At 56.6% G+C, this 19,858-nt stretch carries 20 protein-coding genes; 7 read left to right on the forward strand and 13 right to left on the reverse strand.

Annotated features, from left to right (window positions below):
* Position 1 precedes the first annotated feature (1 nt).
* Complete coding sequence (nepI, locus tag NQ230_RS00095) at positions 2 to 1,192, reverse strand: purine ribonucleoside efflux pump NepI (protein WP_257259451.1); 1,191 nt, start codon at positions 1,190 to 1,192, stop codon at positions 2 to 4.
* A 207-nt stretch (positions 1,193 to 1,399) separates the two neighbouring features.
* On the opposite strand from nepI, the gene NQ230_RS00100 reads away from it, so the two are divergent.
* Positions 1,400 to 2,398 (forward strand): aldo/keto reductase, encoded by a 999-nt coding sequence (locus NQ230_RS00100; protein WP_257259453.1) that lies wholly within the window; start codon positions 1,400 to 1,402, stop codon positions 2,396 to 2,398.
* A gap of 92 nt (positions 2,399 to 2,490) precedes the next feature.
* Here NQ230_RS00100 and NQ230_RS00105 read toward each other — a convergent pair whose 3' ends face one another.
* Entirely contained in the window at positions 2,491 to 3,711 is a 1,221-nt protein-coding gene (locus NQ230_RS00105; RefSeq protein ID WP_257259455.1) for an MFS transporter, read from the reverse strand.
* A 337-nt stretch (positions 3,712 to 4,048) separates the two neighbouring features.
* Between NQ230_RS00105 and NQ230_RS00110 the strand changes: the two genes are divergently transcribed.
* A complete protein-coding gene (locus NQ230_RS00110) occupies positions 4,049 to 4,969 on the forward strand; it encodes a LysR family transcriptional regulator (protein WP_257259457.1) in 921 nt (306 codons plus the stop codon).
* Here the strand turns inward: NQ230_RS00110 and NQ230_RS00115 are convergent.
* On the reverse strand, positions 4,966 to 5,418 hold the full coding sequence (locus NQ230_RS00115) for a DUF1198 domain-containing protein (protein ID WP_047646739.1): 453 nt from the start codon (positions 5,416 to 5,418) through the stop codon (positions 4,966 to 4,968). The genes NQ230_RS00110 and NQ230_RS00115 overlap by 4 nt on opposite strands.
* Positions 5,419 to 5,615: 197 nt before the next feature.
* Here NQ230_RS00115 and NQ230_RS00120 point away from each other — a divergent pair, with 197 nt between their 5' ends.
* Positions 5,616 to 6,416: an MBL fold metallo-hydrolase gene (locus NQ230_RS00120; RefSeq protein WP_257259460.1), complete on the forward strand. Its 801-nt coding sequence runs from the start codon at positions 5,616 to 5,618 to the stop codon at positions 6,414 to 6,416.
* 64 nt (positions 6,417 to 6,480) lie between these two features.
* Here NQ230_RS00120 and uhpT read toward each other — a convergent pair whose 3' ends face one another.
* The 8 genes from uhpT to NQ230_RS00160 all read right to left on the reverse strand — a co-directional run bounded on the left by uhpT (position 6,481) and on the right by NQ230_RS00160 (position 14,286).
* A complete protein-coding gene (uhpT, locus tag NQ230_RS00125; protein WP_023309834.1) occupies positions 6,481 to 7,872 on the reverse strand; it encodes a hexose-6-phosphate:phosphate antiporter UhpT in 1,392 nt (463 codons plus the stop codon).
* A 132-nt stretch (positions 7,873 to 8,004) separates the two neighbouring features.
* Positions 8,005 to 9,324: an MFS transporter gene (locus tag NQ230_RS00130; protein ID WP_121426076.1), complete on the reverse strand. Its 1,320-nt coding sequence runs from the start codon at positions 9,322 to 9,324 to the stop codon at positions 8,005 to 8,007.
* Complete coding sequence (gene uhpB / locus NQ230_RS00135) at positions 9,317 to 10,822, reverse strand: signal transduction histidine-protein kinase/phosphatase UhpB (protein ID WP_213822317.1); 1,506 nt, start codon at positions 10,820 to 10,822, stop codon at positions 9,317 to 9,319. Before uhpB ends, NQ230_RS00130 begins: the two co-directional genes overlap by 8 nt.
* The gene (uhpA, locus tag NQ230_RS00140) at positions 10,819 to 11,412 is read right to left on the reverse strand and encodes a response regulator transcription factor UhpA (protein WP_257259462.1); all 594 of its coding nucleotides are present in this window, start codon (positions 11,410 to 11,412) and stop codon (positions 10,819 to 10,821) included. Before uhpA ends, uhpB begins: the two co-directional genes overlap by 4 nt.
* Before the next feature lie 125 nt (positions 11,413 to 11,537).
* Positions 11,538 to 11,825, reverse strand: coding sequence for an acetolactate synthase small subunit (gene ilvN / locus NQ230_RS00145; RefSeq protein ID WP_010426528.1), 288 nt, complete (start codon positions 11,823 to 11,825; stop codon positions 11,538 to 11,540).
* 3 nt (positions 11,826 to 11,828) lie between these two features.
* Positions 11,829 to 13,517, reverse strand: a complete 1,689-nt coding sequence (gene ilvB, locus NQ230_RS00150) for an acetolactate synthase large subunit (RefSeq protein WP_257259463.1) — start codon at positions 13,515 to 13,517, stop codon at positions 11,829 to 11,831.
* A gap of 106 nt (positions 13,518 to 13,623) precedes the next feature.
* Positions 13,624 to 13,722: an ilvB operon leader peptide IvbL gene (gene ivbL, locus NQ230_RS00155; RefSeq protein ID WP_057979964.1), complete on the reverse strand. Its 99-nt coding sequence runs from the start codon at positions 13,720 to 13,722 to the stop codon at positions 13,624 to 13,626.
* Between the two features lie 147 nt (positions 13,723 to 13,869).
* Positions 13,870 to 14,286 (reverse strand): helix-turn-helix domain-containing protein, encoded by a 417-nt coding sequence (locus NQ230_RS00160; protein ID WP_032665141.1) that lies wholly within the window; start codon positions 14,284 to 14,286, stop codon positions 13,870 to 13,872.
* Positions 14,287 to 14,879: 593 nt separating this feature from the next.
* On the opposite strand from NQ230_RS00160, the gene tisB reads away from it, so the two are divergent.
* The 4 genes from tisB (at position 14,880) to emrD (ending at position 17,736) form a co-directional block, all read left to right on the forward strand.
* Entirely contained in the window at positions 14,880 to 14,969 is a 90-nt protein-coding gene (gene tisB / locus NQ230_RS00165; RefSeq protein WP_023309830.1) for a type I toxin-antitoxin system toxin TisB, read from the forward strand.
* A 64-nt stretch (positions 14,970 to 15,033) separates the two neighbouring features.
* The gene (locus tag NQ230_RS00170; RefSeq protein ID WP_121426079.1) at positions 15,034 to 15,480 is read left to right on the forward strand and encodes a GNAT family N-acetyltransferase; all 447 of its coding nucleotides are present in this window, start codon (positions 15,034 to 15,036) and stop codon (positions 15,478 to 15,480) included.
* A 62-nt stretch (positions 15,481 to 15,542) separates the two neighbouring features.
* Positions 15,543 to 16,376, forward strand: coding sequence for an EamA family transporter (locus tag NQ230_RS00175; RefSeq protein ID WP_257259465.1), 834 nt, complete (start codon positions 15,543 to 15,545; stop codon positions 16,374 to 16,376).
* Between the two features lie 175 nt (positions 16,377 to 16,551).
* A complete protein-coding gene (gene emrD, locus NQ230_RS00180) occupies positions 16,552 to 17,736 on the forward strand; it encodes a multidrug efflux MFS transporter EmrD (RefSeq protein ID WP_257259467.1) in 1,185 nt (394 codons plus the stop codon).
* On the opposite strand, the gene NQ230_RS00185 is transcribed toward emrD, so the two are convergent.
* The gene (locus tag NQ230_RS00185; RefSeq protein ID WP_257259469.1) at positions 17,639 to 18,727 is read right to left on the reverse strand and encodes a cellulase family glycosylhydrolase; all 1,089 of its coding nucleotides are present in this window, start codon (positions 18,725 to 18,727) and stop codon (positions 17,639 to 17,641) included. The two genes, emrD and NQ230_RS00185, sit on opposite strands and share 98 nt — an antisense overlap.
* A gap of 84 nt (positions 18,728 to 18,811) precedes the next feature.
* The gene (gene dsdC / locus NQ230_RS00190) at positions 18,812 to 19,738 is read right to left on the reverse strand and encodes a DNA-binding transcriptional regulator DsdC (protein ID WP_257259472.1); all 927 of its coding nucleotides are present in this window, start codon (positions 19,736 to 19,738) and stop codon (positions 18,812 to 18,814) included.
* Positions 19,739 to 19,858 lie beyond the last annotated feature (120 nt).

The following is a 19,858-nucleotide window of genomic DNA, read 5'->3' on the forward strand; positions in this document are numbered from 1 at the left end:
CTTACTTCGCCTTAACCTTCCCTGCCACCAGCAGCGCCGTCAGCAGCATCAGCGTACCGGAAATTACCAGCGGCGACGTCAGCCCCAGATGGTCAAGCGCCACGCCGCCAATGGCCGCGCCGCAGGTATTCGCCAGCTGGATCACCGCCACCTGAATCGAGCCGGCTTTTTCAGCCTGATCGGCCAGCGTGCGGGTGATCCACGTCGACCAGCCCACCGGCACCAGCGCAAAGGCAAAGCCCCAGATAATTGCAATCGCCGACGCAACCCACTTATCGCTGCCCCACAGCACCAGCACCGTGGCACTGACCGCCAGCACCAGCGGCGCGCCCGCCAGCGCCACCTTCAGGGAGCGTTTCAGGAACTGGGACGACAGCGAGGTACCAACAAAGCTGGCGATACCGAAGCTCAGCAGCACCAGCGTCAGGCCGTCCACGTCAAAGCCCGCCATGGTCATAAACACCGGGCGGATGTAGGTGAAGAAGGCAAACTGCCCGGCAAATGACATAAAGATGGCGGTCATCCCCGCCAGCACGCCGGGGCGCTTCAGCAGCGCGAACATGTTCTGTTTGTGGTGCGCCGCTTCGCCCGGCAGCGACGGCAGCGCTTTCCACACCCAAATGATGCAGAGCAGGCCCATCACCGCCGCAGCGTTGAAGACGTTACGCCAGCCGATAATCCCCCCGAGGAAGCTGCCGAGCGGCGCGGCAATCACCAGCGCGATAGAGACCGCACCGAAGATAACGGAAAGCGCTTTTGGCACCGTGCGCGCGGGCACCAGGCGCATGGTGAGCGAGGCCGACATCGCCCAGAAGCCGCCGAGCCCCAGACCAAGACAGGCGCGACCGAGCAGCAGCAGAGTGAAGCTTTCAGCGAAGGAGACCAGCATGCAGGAGAGCGTCAGCAGCACGCTGAACAGGATGACCACCTTGCGGCGGTCGATAGTGCCAATCACCTGGGTGATAAACAGGCTGGCGAACATCGCCACGAAGGCGGTGACGGTAACGGATTGGCCCGCCACGCCCTCGGAAATGCCCAGATCCTGCGCCATCGGCGTCAGCAGGCTCACCGGCAGAAACTCAACGGTAATCAGGCAGGCGACGCAGAACGCCACGGCGAAAACGGCCGACCAGTTGGGGCGAGAAACCTCTTTGGTCTGCGGTCTGGTCGTGGGCTGGATATGTTCTGTCATGGCGTCACCTGAAGATAAAAACGTGCGGAAAAGTCGCGCAGTTTATCATCAAAAGTGTGACGGATTTAACGATTTGACAACTTTTGTCGTTTTTAATGAGCCAGGAAGGAGATCGTCATCGACTGATACCTTTTCAGCATAACGAAAATGAAAATTCAGTATCCACATTTGAGGTGAAACAATCATAGCGTCTGAAAAGGAGAAACTATGAAAACACGTACTTTATCTCAAAATCTTACCGTCAGTGCTGTCGGCTATGGTGCCATGGGTCTGAGTGAATTTTATGGCCAGACCAATGACAACGCCTCGCTGCAGGTATTGCATAGCCTCATCGATCTGAACGTGACGTTTATTGATACCGCAAATTTATATGGCCGTGGCCATAATGAAAGACTGATCGGTCATTTTCTTGCCGGGCTGGATAAAAGCACTCGCGAGCAGTTCAAAATAGCCACGAAGTGCGGCATCGCGCGCTCGCCTGACGAGTCTTACGCCCGCACCATCAACAATACGCCTGACTATATCATCCGCTGCTGTAATGAGTCCCTCAAGCGGCTTGGCGTGGAGCGAATCGACCTCTTTTATCTTCACAGACTGAGTAACACCACCCCGGTCGAAGAGAGTATGGATTGCCTGCACGCCCTGGTTAAAGAGGGCAAGATTAACCACATCGGCCTTTGCGAAGTGTCCGCTGCAACGCTGCAGCGCGCCCATGCGGTACATCCGGTCACCGCGCTGCAAACGGAATATTCTCTTTGGACACGCGACATCGAGGAAAGCATTCTTCCGGTCGTTAAAGAGTTAGGGATTGGTCTGGTGCCCTACTCGCCTCTTGGCAGAGGCTTCCTGACGGGAAAATACCTGAACAATAGCGAGTTTGCAGAAGATGATTTCCGTAGAAATAACGAACGTTTTGTTCAGTCCAGCCTCGATCATAATCGCCAGCTGCTTGATATCATCCACCCGCTGGCGGCGAAGTACGGCTGTACCGCAGGTCAGATTGCCCTTGCCTGGCTGTTAGCGCAATACGATCGGCTGGTTCCCATTCCTGGCACTAAGCACCTCAACTATCTGACCGAGAATGCGCAAGCAGCCGACATTGTGCTTGATATGAACGACATTGAATCATTGAACAACCTTCATCGTCGGATAGCGATCAAAGGCGATCGCTATTCCGCCGAGGGTATGAAGGGCGTGAACGCCTGATACCTCATCATGAAATAAAAAAACCGGGTAATCCCGGTTTTTTTTATCCGTTGTCGGCAATCATAATTTTTCATCCATGCCGTATGCGGGCGTTAACTGGACTCATAAGATTTCTCCATCCGAAATTGTTTTGCGCTCAACGTGGCAGGAATAAACGCGACAAGCAGAACAGAAAGGCCGATGGTCGTGGCGGCGACGATATACAGGAGCGACAGTGAAAATGATGAAACCATCCAGGCACCGACTGACGCGCCGATACCAATGGCGGTATTGAAAAACGAAACGTAGATTGCAGAGGCCGGGAAGGTTTTATCCTCCGCCATACGTAAAACCCACGTCTGGAAGCCGACAAATATTCCTGAGACGGCCACACCCCAGATAATCATGCCGGTGAATATCAGCCCAGCAGAGAGCGAAGAACCTGACATGCCCAGGAAGAACAGCACTGCACATATCAAAAGTACAGACATAGAGATCGTCAGCTTAAGATACTTATCAATCAACACGCCGGTCAGGAAATTACCGGCCAGACCCGAAATACCGTAAACAAAAAGCACAGCAGGAATAAAGGCGTTGGACAGTAAACTCTGCGTATGTAGCCAGGGCTCAATATACGTAAAGGCAGCAAAGTGGGCCGTCACAGCCAGCATGGTTGCTAAATATATTTTCCATAAGGTAGACGATTTCAACACGCTCTTTAACGCATCCAGACCAAGTGCACTTTTACTGGTAATGTGGGGAATAAGAACACTAATGCCCGCAAAGGCAATTGCGCTCAGCGCGGCCATCATCCAAAATGCCTGCCGCCAGCCGAAGTGAATACCAATATAGTTAGATACCGGCACGCCAAAAACGCTTGCAGCGGAAACACCGCCAAATACGATTGACGTCGCCGCCCCAATATATTTGACAGGTACGATGGCTACCGCCGTCGCGCCGATCATCGCCCAGAATGCTCCATGAGCAAGTGCACCCAATACGCGGGCGCTAAGCAGCATGCTGTAGCTTGTTACCGTTGCAGCCATAACATTGGAAATCAGAAGCACCACCGTGAGCACGAGTAAAAGACGCTTCCTGGACACATTCCCTAAAAAGACTGAAGCAAACAGCGCACTCAACGCCCCTACCCAGGCATAAAGAGACACGGTCATGCCCACCGCAGACTCCGAAGACTGTAGCCCCTCAGCAATCGGCGTTAATAAACCTACTGGCGCCAGTTCAGTGGTAACAATAGTAAACGTTGAAATAGCCAGAATAAATAAAGCAAGCCATGACTTTAAGGTCATTTTTTGCGGAAAACGTTCTACAGCCATACTCGCCACCTCAATATAATAATCAGTAATTTTTTTGCGAATCAGAAAAATATTGAATATTGTTACCCACAAAGGGGGTATCCGATATTTTCGTGCCAACGATGATGCTTCTGAGAACCTTATTTATGTTCCTCGGGATACTTTAGAATAGAGATATCCTTGGGATAAAATTAAGGAAAAACAGAAATGAATTTATCAACTCAGCGCACAAGTGGAATTATTAAATTTGTAATATAGTTTTTGTATTACTATTAAATTAGGTTTTTCTTCATAGTGTTAGCGTGTAATATCGAAATCGAAAAAAGACTAAATACCTTTTCGCATTCAGGACTCGCGTATGGCCACAGCAGAACATTTAATCAGCAATAACCTGCCCAGTATCAAACAATTACAATGCTTTCTCGCTGTTGCACATGAACTAAACTTTCGTAAGGCTGCCGAACGCCTGCGGATGACTCAACCACCGTTGACGCGTCAGATAAAGTGCCTTGAAGCGGTTCTGAAACGTCAGTTGTTCAGCCGCAGCACGCATGACGTTAGCCTCACTGAAGCAGGTCGTGCGCTGGTTGTTCAGGCTGAAAAAATACTTAAAGACATCAGCAATCTAAAAGAAGATCCTTTCTCTTCTGAAACGAGCCTGCGTATCGGACTCACGCGGACGCTTAATTTTGAATATATTGAACCCATGAACACCCAGCTTCAAAAAATGAACGCGGGAGATGATGTCGAAACGCCGGACCTGACGTCAGCGCAACTGCTGCAAAGCTTGTCTAAAAATATGCTGGATCTGGTGCTGACCGGTGAAAAAGGAACGGGTCATGAAGACATTGTTCAATACCGCTGGGTCTGCCAGGAACCGTTGCTCATCGCAATGCCCTCTTTGCATCCTGCCAGCCTGAAAGAGAAAGTCGCGCTGGAAGACATTAGCGATCTCCCGATTTTTTGGTTTTCGCGAAGCGCTAACCCGTCATTCTATGACAAATGCGAAAGCTACTTTGATACGCTGAAAACGCCGCTGAAGCGGATAAAAGAGCCGGATGATACCCTCGTGATGCTAAGCCGTATCGCAAGAGGGAAAGGATTTGCGCTGCTGCCTCAGTCGAAATGCACCTTTAATCAGGAAGGTCTTTGCTACCGTGAACTCACGGACGCGGAGGCAAAAAGGTTAAACATAGATATCTATGCCGCCACCCGCCTCAATGAAAACAGAGAAGAGATTCTTAACGCTCAAAATATCCTGTGCGGAAAAACGGCTTAATGCAGGTAAAACACGCCCTCTTCCGGCAGGAAGAGCTGATTGTAGCGCAGCTGGAAGGCGTTAAGCTCCTGCGGATCGGGCTCCATCTCGCGCATAAAGCCAAGCGCCAGACGAATTTGCGCATCGGTGATGGGTGCGGCCAGGCGGGCTTTACGCAGCATGCGGTGCCAGGTATGCAGGTTCTCTTCGCTGCCGTCGACAATGCAGACCTGCCAGATGAGCAGCACCTGCGCCGCATTTTGCAAATGCGCCTCGTCCGGCCGCTCAAGGTAGCGGATAAACTCATTGCCCGACGTTTTACCAAACTGGTCGATCATCGACTCAACCGGCATCGGGGTGATCCCCAGCCGTTCGCTTAATCGTTTGATGGCGCGGCGGGAATCTGAGGTCAGGACGCGAAATCCCACCACAAAGACCACGGCAAGCGTTGCCAGCATTATCCAGACCATGCGTTCTCCTTAGACTAGCCGCTCATCATAGCGGGAAACGCAGCGCCTCGACAGCGGGCGGCACCATAATAGTGAACTGAAAAGCTCTGGAAAAAGAGCAGAAAAGTCGATTTAGTTTTTATGGGGACGATTGTATTTCCAGGGTGTATGGTCAACGGGTGGCGGTAACGAATCATTACTTCAGGGAAAGAGCGAACATGTCCATAACAATCAGTGTCTTGCTGGAGAACCGGCCTAACCTTAGCGCTAAAAGCTCACTGCGGGCCAAAGCAGGGCTCAGCCTGTTTATACAGGATGAAAATGATTCCATTCTATTTGATACCGGTCCTGATGATAGCTTCCTGCATAACGCAGGTCTGATGGGAGTCGATTTAACCCGCCTGACCGCAGCGGTACTTTCTCACGGGCACTATGACCATTGCGGCGGCGTTGCGTGGTTACCGGATAATTGCCGGATCGTATGCCATCCCCACGTGGCCTGCGAGCGCTATTCGGCAATACAGTTTTCGGGGTATACCGCCAGACTAAAAAAACTGTCGCTGAATAATGATTATTCACGCTATCGCATGGAATACAGCCGTACCCCGCTCCAGATTGGGGAGCGCTTTATGTGGTCAGGGGAGATCCCTGTCGCCAAACCGCATGCATACGGTGTTATTGGTAGTAAAAATGCGAATGCGGATTATGTGAAAGATGAAGGGGTTCTGATTTATAAATCTGATCGGGGCCTGGTCATTTTTATCGGCTGTGGGCACCGAGGGCTGATTGATATTGTGCGTCACTGCCAGAGAATAACCGGAATCAATCACATCCATGCAATTTTCGGCGGTTTCCATCTTCGCTGTGCGTCACCGCGTAAGCTCTGGGCAGTCAGGCAGTTTCTGCGCAGCCTACAGCCCGACAAAATAATGGGCTGCCATTGTACGGGTAAATGGGGCAATTTGTGGTTACCGGACGCAGTCACCCCGTCAACAGGGGATATTTTTGTTCTGGGGTAGGTCTTAACTCACTGAATAAAAAAAGCCCGGCATCACACACCGGGCAAAGAAGTTACCTGCACACTCAGGCTGTTTTTAATTTCTGCGCGCGATTCTCACGGCGAATCTTACGTTCTTCCAGCACCGCGACCATCGCCATCAGGACGATACAGCCAATCGCTGCCGCATCCAGCGCCGCGAAGGTGCCCGCCCAGCCGGTGAGGCCGAAAATTGGCGTACCGTCGGCGATCATCCCCAGGCCCAGCTTGGCGAAGCTGTCGCCGATAAGATAAGCGAAGGTGCCTTTAATCCCATCGGCGGCGCCGATCGCTTTTTTCGGGACGAAACCGACTGCCGCCACGCCGATCAACAGCTGCGGACCAAACACCAGGAAGCCGAGCGCAAACAGGGACGCCAGGTAAACGTACTGGTTGCTGGCGTGCTGGTAGACGCCGAGCGTGGCGATAATCAGCGCCAGCGCGACGCAGGCCACCAGCGCACGACGGCCGTTGGCGAGGTCTGAGAGCCAGCCCCACAGCAGCGTGCCGACCAGCGCGCCCACTTCGAACAGGGTGAAGCCCTGAATCGCCACTTCTTTAGAGAGCTTCAGCTCCTGGAAGGCGTACACGGTAGACCACTGGTCGATACCGATACGCACCACGTAGAGGAAGATGTTTGAGAAGCACAGCAGCCAGATCACTTTGTTTTTCAGCACGTACTCAACAAAGATCTGCCATTTGGACATCTCGTTTTCTTCGGTCTCTTTGTCCTCTTCGCTGATCTCCTCGCCAAACAACTCTTCGGCTTTGCCGAGGCCGTACGATTCCGGGGAGTCGCTGCCGTAGCGCAGGCCGATAAAGCCGACAATCAGGGCGATAATCGACGGGAAGATAAACATCCCGATCACGTGGCCGTCGAACAGGTAGTTTGCGCCAAACAGCGCCACGCCTGCCGCACCGGCACCGCCGAGGTTGTGGGAGATGTTCCACATGCCGAGGTAGGAACCACGCTTGCGGCGCGGGGTCCATTTGGTGATGGTGGAGTAGCTGCACGACCCGCCGGTACTCTGGAAGAAACCGCTCAGGGCGTAGAAGGCGATCATCAGGAACAGGCTGACGGAGCCCGCGCCCATGCTGGCGCTGAAGCCGAGCATACAGATGGCGGAGAGGATCAGCATAAACGGCAGGAACTGCTTGGTGTTTTTGCCGTCCGCGTAGTAGGACACAACGGTTTTACCCACGCCGTAGGTGATGGAGAAGCCCAGGCCAATCATCCCCAGCTGCGTCATGCTCAGCCCGTAGGTTGAGATCATGTCGTTCTGCGCGATGTTAAAGTTTTTGCGGATCAGGTACATGGTCAGGTAGCCGATGAAGACCACCAGATAGGACTGCATGAACGGTTTGAACCACATCTTGCGCCGCACGTCGAGCGGCAGATCCAGGGTCGGCTTGCGCACCTGATTTAAGAAGGCCAGCATGACTGAGTTACTCCTGAGCTGATTTTTGCAGCATTGTAAAAATCAGCCGGGAGAGATGCCTGAGACAGCGTCCAGGTAAAACCGGGAAAATTTCCTAGTTTTGCGCCATTCGGGGTGAAAAGGTGAGGCGCATCACGCTTCGCTCACCTCGCGCGGCGCCTGCGCGTTCAAAAACGGCAGCAGCAGCAGGGCGGAGATCCCCGCCGCGATGGCGATCACCGCAAAGAAACCGCTCCAGTGCCAGACGTCGATCACCCGCGCCAGCGGCCAGCCGGAGAGCGATGCGCCGAGGTAGGCAAACAGCCCGACAAAGCCCGTCGCCGCGCCTGCCGCCTCTTTGTGGGAACACTCCGCCGCCGCCATGCCGATCAGCATCTGCGGGCCAAACACGAAGAAGCCGATGGTAAAGAAGCACGCCGCCTGCATCACGTAGCTGGCGAACGGCATCAGCCACAGCGAGCCGACGGAGAGCAAAATCCCGGCGGCGAAGATCAGGTTCATCGGGCCACGGTTGCCGTTGAACAGCTTATCCGATCCCCAGCCCGCCACCAGCGCGCCGATAAACCCGCCCAGCTCGAACATCGTCACCGCCGAGTTAGCCGTCACCAGATCCACGCCGAGCGTCTCGGACATGTACAGGTTGCCCCAGTCGTTGATGGCCGCGCGCACCACGTAGACCAGCACGTAGCAGAGCGACAGCAGCCAGATGTACGGGTTTTTCAGCACGTATTTGGTGAGGATCTCCCTGCGGGTCAGCCCCGCGCCCTCCTGCTGCTGGGCAATCTCCATCTCGTCGTGCCGCCAGTCGCCCACCGGCGGCAGGCCGACGGTTTGCGGCCTGTCGCGCAGGCGCCAGCAGAGGAACAGCCCGGCGACAATCGCGAGGCCACCGGCAATCATCATCCCCGCGCGCCAGCCGTAGTGCAGCGCTGCCGCGCCCACCACCATCGGGATCAGCGCCCCACCGACGTTATGCGCGGTGTTCCAGATTGCCCACCAGCCGCCGCGCTCGTTGCGCGAGTACCAGGCGGTGAGCAGACGAGCGCAGACCGGCGCGCCCCAGCCCTGGAAAAAGGCGTTCAGCGCCCACAGTAGGGCAAAGGCCCAAAGCGAGGTGGAGAAACCAAACAGGATGTTCACCACGCCGGTGGCGATCAGCCCAACGCCCATAAAATAGCGCGCGTTGGAGCGGTCGCTGACGATGCCGGAGAAGAACTTCGACAGGCCGTAGGTGATATAAAACAGCGTCGCCAGCAGGCCGATATCGGTACGCGTCATCACGCCGCTGGCGAGGATTTCCGGCGCGGCGGCGTTGAAGCTTTTGCGGGTGAAGTAGAACAGCGCGTAGCCGAGCCAGATGGTAATCAGGATATGGCGACGCCAGTAGCGGTAGCGGGCGTCGATTTCCGCTTTGTCGCCTATCGGCGCGGCGCTGGCAGGGGTTTTAAACATGATAGCTCCGTAGCGGCAGGCTGACGCTCACGCGCGTTCCGTGGGTGCAGGAGATGCTCAGCGTGCCGCCGAGCGCCTTCACGCGCTCGCGCATGCCCGCCAGGCCAAAGCCCTGCTGGCCGGATCCCGGCGGCAGGCCGCAGCCGTCGTCTTCAATCACCAGCATCAGGCGCTCGTCCTGCTGCCAGCCCTGGATCGTGACCGCGCTGGCGCTGGCGTGCTTGACGATATTGTTCAGCCCCTCCTGACAGACGCGGAACAGCGTCACGCGCTGGCCTTCGCTCAGGGTGGCTTCATTAATACGCCAGTCGAGATGGCTGACAATGCCGCGGCTTTCCAGCTCCATCTCGCGCATCAGGGAACGCACCGCCTGCTCAAGCGACAGGTCGTCAAGCTGGCGCGGGCGCAGCCGTCCTAACAGGCGGCGAACGGAGTCATAGACGCCCAGCGAAAGCTGTTCGATATGCGCCCCGCCCTGCTTCACGCCCGCGTTTTCCGCCGCCAGGCGCTGGACAATGCCCGCCTGGGTGCGAATGGCGGTGATGGTCTGGCCGATATCGTCGTGCAGCTCGCGGGCGACCTCCTGCCGCACGCTCTCTTCCGTCTCCAGCAGACGCTCCGCCAGACGGCGGTTGCGCGCCAGCTCGGTCTGCAGGGACTGGTTTAGCTCGCGCAGGCGCTGAATACCCGCCCCGAGCAGCAGCCCGGTCAGGCTTTGAGCCAGCAGGGAAAGCAGTAAATCAACAGGATGATCGTGCCAGGTCTGGCTGGCAATCAGCGCGATGGCGTTCATCAGCGTCGCAATCAGCGCCCCCTGCCAGCCGTAGTGCCAGGCCAGGGCGATAATTGGGAGCGCAAGGCAAAATGGAGTAAAGCGTGAAAGCTCGGCGGGAAGGCCAAGCTGGAGCCACAGGCTCACCACAAACAGCAGCAGATACCAGATGAGGTGCCGGGCGCGCCAGTTCACCGGTTGGGAAACCAGCGCCGGGCCGAGCGGCTGCCAGACGGTGCTGGTGAGGTAGTGCCAGATCACGAGGCAGGTTGGGGCCAGCGTCAGGCCGCCGGTGAGGGTCAGCAGCAGGGCGTTGAGCATCTCCTTCTCGCCGACCCACGGAAGCGACTGCAGCAGCGCGGCGGCAATCAGCGCCGCCCCCTGACGCAGCAGCGTGCGCCAGTCGCGCTGGTGGCGGTAGCGGGAAATCAGCGCAACCGGGAGAAGCGTGAGCAGGCTTCCGGTCATCAATAAGGGCAGATGCGCCAGAGCGACTTCCTGCGCAAGCCAGACCAGCATCAGCCACTCTGCGCCGAGCAAAACCGGCCAGTAGGCGCGCGGGCACTGGAGCATTAAGCCCAGACGCAGGCCGAAGGGAAACAGCAGCACCGCCAGCTCGGGGCGTTCCACCAGGTGCAGGCTGATGCTCCACAGGCAAAACCAGGCGGCGGAGAAGATAAAAAAGCTGGCGACAACGGCGATCAGCCGCGAAAAGACGGGACTCATTGCCAGCTGTCGAACATGCGGCGCGCCAGCTCGACGTCGTTGCTGACGTTAAGTTTTTCCATCAGGTTGGCGCGGTGAACGTGCACGGTTTTCGGGGATAGCTCCAGCTCGGCAGCAATCTCTTTTACCGACATCCCCTGCGCCAGTTTTTCCGCAACCTGACGCTCGCGTTTGGTGAGCGGATCCTGCCGTCCGGCCGCCAGCTTGATGGCGATATCCGGCGTTAAATAGCAGCCGCCGGTGGAGACGGTGCGCACCGCGGCGATCAGTTCGTCGGGGCTACAGCGTTTAGAGAGGAAGCCGCGCGCGCCCGCATTGAGCGCCTGCTCGACCAGCGCCGGGCTGTCGTGGACCGACAGCATAATCGTCGCCATCCCTTTCGGCAGCTGACTTAGCAGCTCCAGTCCGGAGAGATCCGGCATCGAGATATCGCAGATACAGACCTGCACCCCGCGCCCCGGCAGGCCCGCCAGCGCCTCGCGACCGGAACCAAACTCGGCCACGACCTGAAAATCCGGTTCGAGGTTTAAAAGCTGGGCAAAGCCGGAGCGGACGATAAGGTGGTCGTCGATGAGAGCGATGGTGGTCATGGGTTGATCCTGATGCGTGAACACGCCGGATGGCGGCGTAAACGCCTTATCCGGCCTACGTGTAAAGTCCTTGTAGGCCGGATAAGCGCAGCGCCATCCGGCAAAAGCCTCTTACCTTAAGTGATTTACTCGAAAAACACCGCAATTTTGTTAAACATGGTGGGATCGGACTGGTTGCGCGCCACTTTGGTCACGTCTTCCAGCTTGTCGATCTGCGCCATCATCTGCTCCAGACGCTGGTCATCGTTAACCAGCAGCCAGATGCGGCTGTGCTCGCTGCCCTGAATCGGCAGACAGAGAATGCCTTCCACGTTAAACGCCCGGCGGGCAAAGAGCCCGCAGACGTGGGTCATGACGCCAGGGTGGTTGCGGACGGTGAGTTCCAGAATGACGTTATCATGTTGTTTCTGCATGGCTTATTCTCCCACCATCTCAGTATTTGCCGCACCCGGCGGCACCATCGGATACACTTTTTGTTCAGGGTCGATACGCACGTGGATCAGCGCCGGGCCGGGGCGAGAAATCGCCGCCTGCAGCGCCGCGTGGGCGTCTTCTTCCGCGTTCAGATCGCAGGTATGCAGGCCAAAGCCGGCGGCAATCTGCATAAAGTTAATCATCCCCGGATAGGTCGCCGCAAACACGCCCTGCTTGTAGAACAGGCTCTGCTGCTGGTGCACCAGACCCAGCGCCTCGTTGTTCATCAGGATGATTTTCACGTCTAACTGGTTTTCGGCCGCGGTCGCCATTTCCTGAATGTTCATCATCAGGCTGCCGTCGCCGGAGAAGCAGATGACCTTGCGGTCCGGATTCGCCAGCGCCGCGCCCACGGCTGCGGGCAGACCAAAGCCCATGGTTCCCAGCCCGCCGGAGGTCAGCCACTGGCGCGGACGGTTCAGCGGGTAGGCCTGAGCGGTCCACATCTGGTGCTGGCCCACATCAGTGGTGATAATCGCGCTGTCGTCCACGCAGGCGGCCACGGCGTTGATAAGACCATAGTGGCTCAGCGGGTCGCCTTCGGTTGGGATGGCGCCCGGGAACTCGCGCTGCAGATCCGCCACCAGCTGGCGCCAGTCGGCGCGGTCGGCTGCGTCCGTCTGCGGGATCAGCTGCGCCAGCACCTCGGCCACGTCGCCCTGAATCGCCACGTGCGGCTGCTTGATTTTACCCAGCTCCGCGCGGTCGATATCCACGTGAATGATTTTGGCGTTCGGGCAGAACTGCTCGGTTTTGCCAATCGCCCGGTCATCAAAACGTGCGCCCATAACAATCAGCAAATCCGCCTCTTGCAGGATGTAGTTGGTGCTGCGCGCGCCGTGCATGCCCAGCATGCCGAGAGAGAGCGGGTGCGCTTTAGGCAGCATGCCCAGCGCCATCAGGGTCATGGTGGTCGGCAGGTTGGCTTTTTCCGCAAACTGGCGGATTTCATCCGCGGCGTTAATCGCCCCGCCGCCCAGATAGAGCACCGGGCGTTTGGCGGCGTTGATCATGGCGGCAGCATCGCGCACGCTCTCAGCGCTGAATTCCGGCGCGGGGGCACGCTCGCCCGGCTCGGGCAGTACGTCGATCTCGATCTCTGCGGTCTGGACATCCTTAGGAATGTCTATCCACACCGGGCCCGGACGGCCGGACTGCGCAATGCGGAACGCATCGCTGATAACCTGAGGCAGCTCGCTGATATCGCGAACTAAATAGTTATGTTTGGTGATGGGGATAGAGATGCCGTAGGTGTCCACTTCCTGGAACGCATCGGTGCCGATCATCGAGGATGGTACCTGGCCGGTAATGCAGATCAGCGGAATGGAGTCGAGACGCGCGTCGGCGATGGCGGTGACCAGGTTGGTTGCGCCCGGGCCGCTGCAGGCCATACAGACCGCCGGTTTGCCCTGCGTACGCGCCATGCCCTGAGCGATAAAGCCTGCCCCCTGCTCGTGGCGCGCCAGCACGTGGCGGATCTGCGTGCTTTGGCTTAACGCATCGTACAGCGGCAGCACCGTGCCGCCCGGGATGCCCGCAACGATGGTAATGCCCTGTCGTTCCAGTAAGTGAACGATTAATTGCGCGCCAGTAAAACGCGTCCTGGTGGATGTTGTGCCCGAACTTGCCATGCTCCAGTCCTTTTCTTCTGGGCCGACTTTCCGGGGAGGCTCTTAAACGAAAAACCCCGCCCGGTTTGCGCCGGCGGGGTTTTGGATTCGTGTGTTGATCCAGTCCCTACGGCGCATTGCCGACGACCACCACCACACGCACGACGACCACTGCGGCAGGTTGCGCAGTTTTTAGTAGGGTCGAAGTGAAGATGGATGAAGTCATTGGGGACCTGTGTTTGGAATCATTGATTGAATTTATACAAACACAGGTTTTCGGGCGTGACAATGGAAATATTTTCATCTGCGCAAAAATGCGTCAGGGATCACGTTTCGTTTGTTGAGTGATAACTCTCAAAAAGTCGGTTTTTACTCACTCAATAAACAGCGCAGGTGAAACCCCAAACCTCGCAGCCAGCTTTTTAATATGGTTCAGAGTAAGCTGTCTCTGACCATTCAGAACCCGTGAAACCATCGATTTACTGCCAATTTCATCCTGAAAATCCGATATCGTCAGGTTGTACTGATCCATCAAAGTTCTTAAAACCGCAATACCGACGGGAACGGACTCCATCTCCTTGCGTAATGCGACTATCTCTGGCCGATTGGCTTCGTAACGGCTAATCCTGGCGCACACAATATCCAGCAAGGGGCTATCGGGCTCGTTCATAAGAAGATACTCAACAAGCTCTAGCGCATCCTCATAATCTTTCTCGCTCGGCTGTTCACCCAGTAAAGGAACGGCCGCAACAAGGGCATGCGTAGCTTTCATTGCATCAGCGACGATCATCATTTCTTCCCCTTAGTGCGATGTTTCTCCGTAAAACGGTCATATTCCTTATGCTGGGGAAACTGGGTTACCGCATCCAAAATAGCTTTCATAGAGATTAAATGCATACTGCATGCCTGCCGCGTCCGTTGCCATTATGGCAATGATGACATCCATTGCCAATAAGTCAACAGGTCTGTTTTTAAGGGCAGACCAGAAAACAAAAAACCCCGCCTAAGCGAGGTTTTTATCAGGGTTTTGCGGTTGGTCGCCGCAGAACACACTGTGTTACGTCAACGCAAAAAGTATACGCGATCGAAGACGAACGCGCAATTCCGGCACGGATTTTGACGTTTTTGAGTATGGATCGCCTTCCTGATTTTGTCCAAAAAATACTGTTCATGCATACAGCATTTATCTATACTGAGGGTGTTCGCAGTGAGCGAGGGGGCCGCAGTTCTACCGGCGCAATGAAGTCCTGGCTGAAACGGGTGGTGCCGTCAGTGCCTTAACCCCTGAAGTGAGCACACTGTGTTACGTCAATCCAGGTGCTGGCAACAGGCGGCGGAAAGGTACGCCAGCATCGTGCTCCTTTTAACCAAAAGGAGACGCGTATGAGCGTAGTGGATATGGTGATACTTATCCTCAAACTCATTGTTGCAGTACTGCAACTGCTTGATGCTGTCCTGAAATTCCTTCGGTAATTCAGGTTCAAGTCGCACCTGAGAGGGGCGGGCAACCGCCCCTCTTTAATAACGAGGGAATGCTATGTCGCGTCTGTTAATTGAGCCTGTCACACCGGATGAACCGGGGTATATCGCCCTGAAGGCGGAAAGTCTCGCATTGAATTTCAACATGCTGCGCAGGCTGGAAGAGAACTGGCAGCGTGGTGAGAACCGCTTTAACGCGCCGGGTGAAAAGCTGCTGGGTGCGTTTCTCAACGGCAAGCTGGTGGGCGTGTGTGGTCTGAATCGCGATCCGTTCAGCCTGCAGCCGCGCGCCGGACGCATTCGCCATCTCTACGTCAGCGAGAAGTGCCGCGGGCTGGGCATTGGCAAACAGCTTTTGACCGTGGTCATGGCCGATGCCAGCATCTGGTTTGATTTCCTGAATACCCACGCGCCGGACAGCGCCTACGGATTTTATCATCAAGCGGGTTTTACGCTGGTCTCAGACGAACCGCGGGTGACGCACCGCCTTTTTTGTGCGGTGTAACCGGCTGGCAGCATCAGGATGTGAATGTTACAGTTGAGTGACAATTCATCACCCGATACGCCATGACCATCACCGTATTCTGCATTTTGCTGTTCGCCGCGCTGCTACATGCCAGCTGGAACGCCATCGTCAAAGCCGGAACGGACAAACTCTATTCCGCCATAAGCGTCAGCGGCTCCGCCACGGTTATCGCTCTGGTCTTACTGCCGTTTTCTCCACAGCCATCTGCTGAAAGCTGGCCGTTTTTGATCGTCTCCTGCGCCCTACAGGTGGTGTACACCGTGCTGGTGGCGAAGACCTATCAGGTCTCCGATATGAGCCAGACCTACCCGCTGATGCGCGGCACCGCCCCGCTGCTGGTGGCGCTGATCAGCGTGCTTGCGCTTGGCGATAGCCTTTCGTGGCTCGCCTGGTCCGGGATCGGGGTAATTTGCCTGTCGATTCTGGCGATGGCGATGAACGGGCGCATGCAGTCACGCAAAGGGATCTGGCTGGCGCTGCTGAACGCGTGTTTCATCGCAGGTTACACGCTGGTGGATGGCACCGGCGTGCGGCTGTCGGACACCGCGCTGGGCTATACGCTGTGGACCTTCTTTATGAACGGCTTCTGCCTGCTCGGCTGGGCGATGGTGGCGCGTCGGCGCGAGGCGTCCGGCTACCTGCCCCTGCACTGGAAAAAGGGGTTGCTCGGCGGTATTGGCACCATGGGCTCTTACGGTCTGGCGCTTTGGGCAATGACGCAGGCACCGCTGGCGGTGGTCGCGGCGCTGCGTGAAACCTCCATACTCTTTGGCGCGCTGATCGCGTTTGTCCTTTTAAAAGAGAAGGTTGCGGGTCTGCGCATCGTGGCGGCACTGGGTATTGCCGGCGGTGCCATTCTGCTGCGCCTGGCGTAAATCACTGGCAACATTAGTTGCCGTTCTTGTTTACAAATCCTGCCTTTCCCGGTTTTTTCATTCACCACGACAATGCTTAAATTGTCATCTCACTGTGGTAGATTCCTCGCGCATTTATGGGAATGCGCAGTCACTTATTCTTCATTTTTCTCTTTTGGCAAAAGTATTCAGCGACATGAAAAAACAAAGGAACGTTAACTTATTGTTGATGCTGGTGTTACTGGTGGCCGTCGGTCAGATGGCGCAAACCATCTACATTCCGGCGATTGCCGACATGGCAAAGGAATTGAACGTCCGCGAGGGCGCGGTGCAGAGCGTAATGGCAGCCTACCTGCTGACCTATGGCGTTTCGCAGCTCTTCTACGGCCCGCTGTCCGACCGCGTCGGGCGTCGCCCGGTGATCCTGGTGGGCATGAGCATTTTCATGGTGGCGACCGTTATTGCCATAACCACCCACAGCCTGACCGTATTGATTGCCGCCAGCGCCCTGCAGGGCGTCGGGACTGGCGTCGGCGGGGTGATGGCGCGTACCTTACCGCGCGATATGTATCAGGGCACCCAGCTCCGTCATGCCAACAGCCTGTTGAATATGGGGATTCTGGTCAGCCCGCTGCTGGCCCCGCTTATTGGCGGCCTGCTGGACACGATGTGGTCCTGGCGCGCCTGCTATGCCTTCCTGCTGGTGCTGTGCGTGATTGTCACTTTCAGCATGGCGCGCTGGATGCCGGAAACGCGCCCGCAGGACGCGCCGCGCACGAAGCTCATCACCAGCTATAAAACGCTTTTTGGTAACGGCTCGTTTACCTGCTACCTGCTGATGCTGATCGGCGGCCTGGCGGGCATTGCGGTGTTCGAAGCCTGCTCCGGCGTGCTGCTGGGCGCAGGGCTGGGCCTGAGCAGCATGGTAGTGAGTATTCTGTTTATTCTGCCGATCCCGGCGGCGTTCTTCGGCGCGTGGTTTGCCGGACGCCCGAACAAACGCTTCTCAACCCTGATGTGGCAGTCGGTGATCAGCTGTCTGCTGGCGGGTCTGATGATGTGGATCCCGGGGCTGTTTGACGTGATGTCGGTCTGGACGCTGCTCATCCCGGCTGCGCTGTTCTTCTTTGGTGCGGGAATGCTGTTCCCGCTGGCAACCAGCGGCGCGATGGAGCCGTTCCCGTTCCTTGCAGGCACGGCTGGCGCGCTGGTGGGCGGTTTGCAGAATATCGGTTCCGGCGCGCTAGCCTGGCTCTCCGCCATGATGCCGCAGACCGGGCAGGCTAGTTTGGGCCTGCTGATGACGCTGATGGGGCTGCTGATTTTACTGTGCTGGCTGCCGCTGGCGTCGCGTGTTCCGCATCACGAGCAGCCGGTTTAACCGCATGATGGCCCGGCTTCTCGCCGGGCTTTTCACAGACGGGCGCAATCATCGCCTGCAATAACGGCTCTGGCGCAGGCCGCCAGGCCCCCTCTTCCCCGTCGTAAAACTGGAAATCCGCGTTAAGCGCATACGGGATTTTCGCCTTTTGCAGCTCGCAGGCCATAAAGGTGGTGAAGGCCAGCTGCGAAGCGGTTGGCGTGAGGTGGTTTGACTCCCCCACGCCCCAGCCCCCGACCCAGCTGACGTGCCCGGTTTTTTGCTGCCAGCGCAGCGCGGTATTGATGCGATTATGGATAGCCGCTTTCTCCGCCGCCGTGCCGGACGTCCACGGGTATTTACCGCTATTTTTCAGCGGCCCCCACGGGAAAATATGCCACTCCGCCAGCAGGAAATTTTGACTGTGCGCAGGCAGCTTCAGGCTGGATAAATCCTCCGGCGCGGCACGCAGGCGCGGCGCAATAAAGATCATGCGCTGCGGGTCCATGTCGTGGATCGCTTTAATGGTTTTTTCATACACGCGGTTTAGCGACGCGAGGTTGTGGTTAAGCTTGTCGGCCGGCTCATAAATAAGATCAAAGCCCAGCAGCGGGTAGCTCTGACCGAAATAGTGCGCCACGGCAATCCACCAGTTGATCGTCTCTTTCTCGTTATCGGCTTTAGGGTCGTTTTTATATTCATCAGCCTGATAAGCGACTATCGGGATCACGCCATACTGCTCGCAGGCCTCCACCAGCTTGCGCAGGTGGATCAGCCGCGCTTCCGTCGGCTCATCGGCCACGCGGATGCGCACGTGGGTAATGCCTTTTGCACGAAAATCGCGTACCACCAGCGGGTCGAATTCGCGTATGCCGCGCTCGGTGCGCGCCCAGTCCACATCCATCCCGACACCCAGCTGCTGCGCATAGTGGGCAGCCGTCAGCGGCGGCTCAGCGGCAATCGCCCAGCCGGAAGAGATCAGTAACGCAGAGGCAATAAAAGGCTTTAACACGGTTTACCCTGGATAAATCGAAAGCATTACCTGTATTTAGCACGCTTTTTCACATTTGGTGTAGAGCGAAAGCGTAATAATTCTTCAACCTGCCAGTTCTCTCAGCCAGCCGATAAAGGCGTCTATTTTCGGCCACTGGCGGCCAGAAAGCGTCGAGATATAGTAGTGCTGGTGACACTTCAGGGTTTTTTCACCAAACGGGGCGATCAGCTCGCCCCGCTCCAGCCGTTTCTGCACCAGCCGCTTTCTGCCCATCGCGACGCCTACATGGTTGATGGCCGCAATAATCGCTAAATCGGAACGATCGAAACCAATGCCCGACGATGGCGGCATTTTCACCGCAAAATGCTGCGCCCAGCTCAGCCACTCGTCCGTGCCGGAATCATTGCTCCAGGCCTGACGGTCGTGCAGCAGCGTGCAGTGGCTGAGGTTATGGGGTTTTTTCAGCAGCTCATGCTGCCGGGCATACGCCGGCGAGCAGACGGGTAAAATTTCCTCGTCCATCAAAAAGTGATGAGAGAGGTGGTTTGGCGGCGTATCGTCGAAATAGAGCGCCAGATCGACGCCCGTTCGCTGCATATTAACGTAATCATTGCCGGTCAGGATGGTGAGTGAAATCGACGGGTAGCGGCGGGTAAAATCTCCCAACATGGGCACCAGCCAGCACTGGGCAATCGACGGGCGGGAGTAGACCGTCAGCGTGCCGGAGAGCGCCTGGTTTTTGATATCCAGGATCTCCTGATTCAGGGTATCGAGGGACGATTTCAGCGTCCAGTAAACGCGCTTTCCCTCCTGCGTCAGCTCGACTTTACGGTGTGAGCGGACGAACAGCTGAATGCCCAGCTCCTCTTCAAGCAGGTTGATACGGTGGCTCACCGCGCTGGGGCTGAGCGACAGCTCCTCCGCCGCCAGGGCGAAGGACTCATGCCGGGCGGCCACTTCAAAGGTGTACATTTTCGACAGCTGCCAGCCGTTTAACAGCCGGTTTCTGGCTTCATTTGCATCGTTCATCACAATTCTCGCGCGGGGTTTCTGCGCTCAGCATACCGTTTAAGGGTGAATTTATGTGAACCTAATACGGATTAAGTGCACTTTTTAGAGCGCAGTCACTCAGTTGATCCAATCTGGCTC

Source organism: Enterobacter asburiae, assembly GCF_024599655.1.
In the GTDB taxonomy this organism is placed as follows: Bacteria; Pseudomonadota; Gammaproteobacteria; order Enterobacterales; family Enterobacteriaceae; genus Enterobacter; species Enterobacter asburiae_D.